This window comes from Nostoc sp. ChiVER01 (assembly GCF_034531155.1).
GTDB lineage: Bacteria > Cyanobacteriota > Cyanobacteriia > Cyanobacteriales > Nostocaceae > Nostoc.
This window is the reverse complement of sequence record NZ_JAVRBS010000007.1, coordinates 1-5,005: the sequence shown is the minus strand read 5'-3', so window position 1 is coordinate 5,005 and position 5,005 is coordinate 1. Positions and strand designations below refer to the sequence as shown.

At 40.3% G+C, this 5,005-nt stretch carries 3 protein-coding genes and 1 pseudogene; 3 read left to right on the top strand and 1 reads right to left on the bottom strand.

Annotation, left to right across the window (positions count from 1 at the left end):
• A pseudogene (locus RMY00_RS11335) lies at positions 1-1,153 on the top strand (hypothetical protein); the annotation flags it as partial.
• A 345-nt stretch (positions 1,154-1,498) separates the two neighbouring features.
• On the opposite strand, the gene RMY00_RS11330 reads toward RMY00_RS11335, so the two are convergent.
• Positions 1,499-1,942 carry a molybdopterin-binding protein gene (locus RMY00_RS11330; RefSeq protein WP_322647637.1) on the bottom strand — a complete coding sequence of 148 codons (444 nt, stop codon included), beginning with the start codon at positions 1,940-1,942 and terminating at the stop codon, positions 1,499-1,501.
• Between the two features lie 512 nt (positions 1,943-2,454).
• Here RMY00_RS11330 and RMY00_RS11325 point away from each other — a divergent pair.
• Positions 2,455-3,900: a deoxyribodipyrimidine photo-lyase, 8-HDF type gene (locus RMY00_RS11325; protein ID WP_322647636.1), complete on the top strand. Its 1,446-nt coding sequence runs from the start codon at positions 2,455-2,457 to the stop codon at positions 3,898-3,900.
• Positions 3,901-4,339: 439 nt separating this feature from the next.
• The coding region (locus RMY00_RS11320; protein ID WP_322647635.1) for a hypothetical protein at positions 4,340-5,005 on the top strand (666 nt) is incomplete at its 3' end.

Sequence of the window (5,005 nt, the reverse complement as noted above, 5' to 3'; positions counted from 1 at the left end):
CAGCAATGCAGGGGACATCAACAACGATGGCATTGACGACCTGATTATTGGGGCAGTATTTGCCGACCCCAACCGCAACTCTGCGGCTGGGCAAAGCTATGTGGTGTTTGGGGGAAGGAATATTCCTAATGGCAACACCTCTGTCAACCTGACTGGAACTCCTGGTGCAGATAACTTATTTGGTTCACCAAGCAACAATATCATTGATGGGTTAACTGGTGACGATACCCTAACAGGCAACGGTGGTCAAGATAAATTTATTATTCGCCTTGGCGATCGCAATGATACCATCACTGATTTTGCTGGTGTTGGCAAAGGTACAAATTCTTCAGCACAAGTCATTGCAAATGTTGACACCTTGCAATTTACAGGTAGTGGTTTAACTGCCCAAAATCTGCAATTAACTCAAAATGGTAATAACTTAGAAGTTACCTTTGAAAATGTGGCTTCTACCAAAGTCACTCTACAAAACTTTAAGTTAGAAAACCTCGATAATCTGTTTGCTTCTCAAGCAAGCCCTGCGATTGGCAATATCCTGTTTGATGGGCAAATCAACATTGCCGATAGCTTTGATGTATTCGATGCCAACTCTACTCAAGCTAACATTTTCAACACAAATACTGTTACCTTCCTCAATGATTTAAACAATAACATCACAGGTTTTGACTACTCCAATGATGTGATTAATGGTCAAGGGGGTAATGACATCATTAATGGCTTGAGTGGCAATGACCTGTTGCGGGGCGGGTCAGGTGATGATATTCTCATCGGTGGAGAGGGCAATGATACTCTTGTGGGTGGTGTAGGTTCTGACAAATTCCTTTACAACACCGATGCTGCTTTTGCCATGACTGCTGTTGGTGTAGATGCAATCGGTGATTTCAACAGTTCTCAAGGCGACAAAATTATCCTGGATAAAACTACTTTTAATGCTATTATTTCAACTGCGGGAACAGGTTTTAGTAATGCCAGCGATTTTAAAATCACTTCTTCAGCAGCGACCAGCACGGCGAAAATTATCTACGACGCTGTGAGTGGACAGTTGTTCTACAACCAAAATGGCTGTGCAGCAGGTTTTGGTAGCGGTGGTCTATTTGCAACTCTCACTGGTGCGCCAACTCTGAGTGCATCAGATTTTGTCGTGCAAGCGTAGTATTATAAGCATCATATCAACTATATACTCAATTTATCTTGCAGCTTTTCAAGATCAAAGATGTTATAAACCTATCCCACTAATAATATTTGTGCTACAAAGCTTAAGCTGGTTGAGAACTAAAAACGAAAAATCAAGGTTTTCAGGTATATTTGACAATAAGAATTAGGGATTTTTAGAATAGTGGGATAGATTCTATACCATTTCACCAAATTTTTGATACAAACCGTTCTTCTTGCTCTCACTGCCTCCTCTGCTTGCCTAAATGTATCAACTTTAAGCTGAAATGGTATTAGTGGTGATAATTCATCTTTTTAATATCCAACGCTTAAAGTCAACGTCTTTCTATTCTCTAGCAATGACAATATCGTTAGATTTAATGACTGCATAAGCTTCCTTTCCCTCAGATAGTTCCAACTCTTCTGCGGAAGCTCTAGTGATAATCGAGGTTAACTCTACTTTATGAATAATCTCTAGAGTCACCTCACTATTAACTGCTCCATAGACAACTCGTTTAACGACACCTTTAAGAATATTGCGAGAGCTAACTTTTAGTGATTTCTTTTGAATACTACTTTCTATATCAGGCTTTTGAGTATAAATATCTTCCTGTTTTTCCTGCTGAATTGAGGGCGATATTGGTGCTGATGAGTTCTGATTCAGGCTACGCACGAGTTCGCGCAGAATCTCAGTCTTGCTGCGTTGAGACTGTTCGCAGAACTCTTCCAGAATTTTTCGCTCGTCCTCTGAGGTTTGAAACGTGACCCATCCTTGTTCTTTTCTTGGCATAATGTTATCAGTTTTGGTTATTCTTGATATGATTCTACCAAGTATCAATTCGATGTGTTGTTTTAATAAAAATATTTTTTTATTGACGGATATTTTCTATTTTTATAGAAAATTTATTTATTGACTAAGCTCATACATTTAACTACATAAATATTTATTTTTGTAGTGATAAAACAATTTGTTACTTAATATTAAGCGATCTTGCTATTTTATACCAACTTAAAGATTAAAGAACACCGGGATGATTCAAAATATGTTGGAAATGGAATTGATTTGCTGTGGAATTTGGCGTAGAGCTAGCCTTGTCTTAAGCACAGGTGTATTCTACTAAGTTATCCAATAGTTAGAAGGGTTCAGCCGCAGGATGAGGATAATAAACCACTATCATGATTGACAAACCGCAGAATGGACAATACTTAATAGCCATTGACAAAAGAAATTTATCGCCAGAATGATGTTCATTGGTACCACTAGCATTTAAGCTAGTACGGGTGAACTATATGTAGTATAGAATGTCTGACTTAATTCTGTTTTGGCATCGGCGCGATTTACGCATTTCTGACAATACGGGACTGGCTGCGGCAAAACAACAGAGTCCGAAAGTGGTGGGCGTGTTTTGTCTTGATCCGAATATTCTGGAACGGGATGATGTTGCTCCTGTGAAAGTAACTTATATGATTGGCTGTTTGCAGAAACTCCAAGAGCGATATGCTCAAGTTGGTAGCCAGTTGTTAATACTCCACGCCAATCCTGTACAAGCGATACCAGCTTTAGCAGAAGCAATGAATGCCAAAGCTGTTTTTTGGAATTGGGATGTAGAACCTTATTCGCAAGAACGCGATCGCACTGTTATAAATGCTCTCAAAGAAAAAGGCATTCAGTTTCTTAACCAAAACTGGGATCAAATCCTCAATTCCCCAGAGCAACTACGCACCGGTAGCAATCAACCTTACACGGTTTACACCCCCTTCTGGAAAAATTGGATTGCCAAACCAAAAGCGAACCCAGTAGAAACTCTCCAAAATGTTGAGGGTTTAACAGAAGCTGAACAGGAAATTGCTAAACTTGCAGGAGCCATAACGCTACCTTCAGCAAAAGATTTAGGATTTATTTGGGATGGAGAATTAATTATTTCACCGGGAGAGGCGGCAGCGCAAGAACGGCTAGAGGAATTTACGGCTATTGCGATTACTGAGTACCAAGAACAGCGAAATTTTCCCGCAGTGGATGGAACATCGCAACTGAGTGCAGCTTTAAAATTTGGTGTAATTGGCATTCGCACCGTTTGGCAAGCCACCATAGAAGCACTAGAAAACAGCCGCAGTGAAGAAACAGCAGTTAATATTCGCACATGGCAACAAGAATTAGCTTGGCGGGAGTTTTATCAACATGCAATGTATAACTTCCCCGAATTAGCTGATGGCGCTTTTCGCGATACCTTTAAAAACTTTCCTTGGCAAACTAACGAAGAACATTTCCAAGCTTGGTGCGAGGGGAAAACAGGCTATCCTATTGTAGATGCAGCGATGCGCCAGATAAATGAAAGTGGTTGGATGCATAACCGTTGTCGAATGATTGTTGCTAGTTTCCTTACCAAAGACTTGCTAATTAATCCCCAATTGGGTGAAAAATACTTTATGCAGCACCTAATTGATGGCGATTTATCTGCTAATAATGGCGGTTGGCAATGGAGTGCTTCTAGCGGTATGGACCCTAAACCTGTGCGAATTTTCAATCCAGCCAGTCAAACACAAAAATTTGATCCAGAGGGGGAATATATTCGGCAATGGGTATCAGAATTGCGGTCTGTAGATACAGAATATTTAGTTACTGGGAAAATTCCATCTTCAGAACGTCATGCTGTTGGCTATCCTGAACCTATTGTGGATCATAAAATACAACAACAGCAATTTAAACTGCGTTATCAACAGCAAAAAACTGTTAGTAGTGGTGAGTAAAATTGTGAGTTTTTTAATGTTTATTTAGGTTGATACTGTATCATAATAAGAATTTTGCTATAGGGCTATTTCATTCTCATCTAGCCCGCCTCAAAATGAATTCACCAGTCTAATAGCGAAAATCGTCTTTAGACGACTGATAAAAGGTTATAGTCCGTTAAAACGGACTTTAGCTAAAAGCCTATGAACTTTAGTTCTGGGCGATTTATGTCTAGAACGAAATAGCCCTGTGTTGTTATAGGGCGATCGCATCTAAATAAGTAGTCAGACAGAATTAATTACACAATATTATTGTGAGCGATCGCAATGGCTGTAAATATTTTTGTCGGACTACTTATTGACGACGTAGCAGTCTGACGTCTCTCTAACGCATTGACAAATGAAATAATAAATGCAGTAGTAAAACAACTGGAATCAAACAGATAAGGAACACCAATTTATGACCTCAACCACAACTTACACTTACGATATCGATGGCAAAGTGATATCTGAGAGGACAGACAACAACGGTGATGGGATAATAGACTCAGTTATTACCTACCGCTATGACCTGACATCCACTAGCCTTGACGACAACGGCGACGGCAAAGTTGATTTTGTCGAAACTTTTATTTATGATGCCAAGGGCAACCTGACATCCACCAGCAGTGACAACAACGACGACGGCAAAGTTGATTATGTCCAAACCTCTACTTATGATGGCAAGGGCAACCAGACATCCTTAAGCACTGACAACAACGGCGACGGCAAAGTTGATTCTGTCGAAACCTATACTTATGATGCCAAGGGCAACCGGACATCCTATACTTCTGATAGCAACGGCGACGGCAAAGTTGATTATATTCAAACTTATACTTATGATGCCAAGGGCAACCTGACATCTGATAGCGTTGACTTGAAGGGCGACGGCATACCTGAGTATGTCCAAACCAATACTTATGATGCCAACGGCAAGGTGACATTTAGTAGCTTTGCCAACGGCGACGGCACACCTATTTATGTCAGCACCTCTACTTATGATGCCAAGGGCAACCAGACATCCAATAGCTTTGACAACAACGGCGACGGCAAAGTTGATTCTGTCGAAACCTATACTTATGATGCC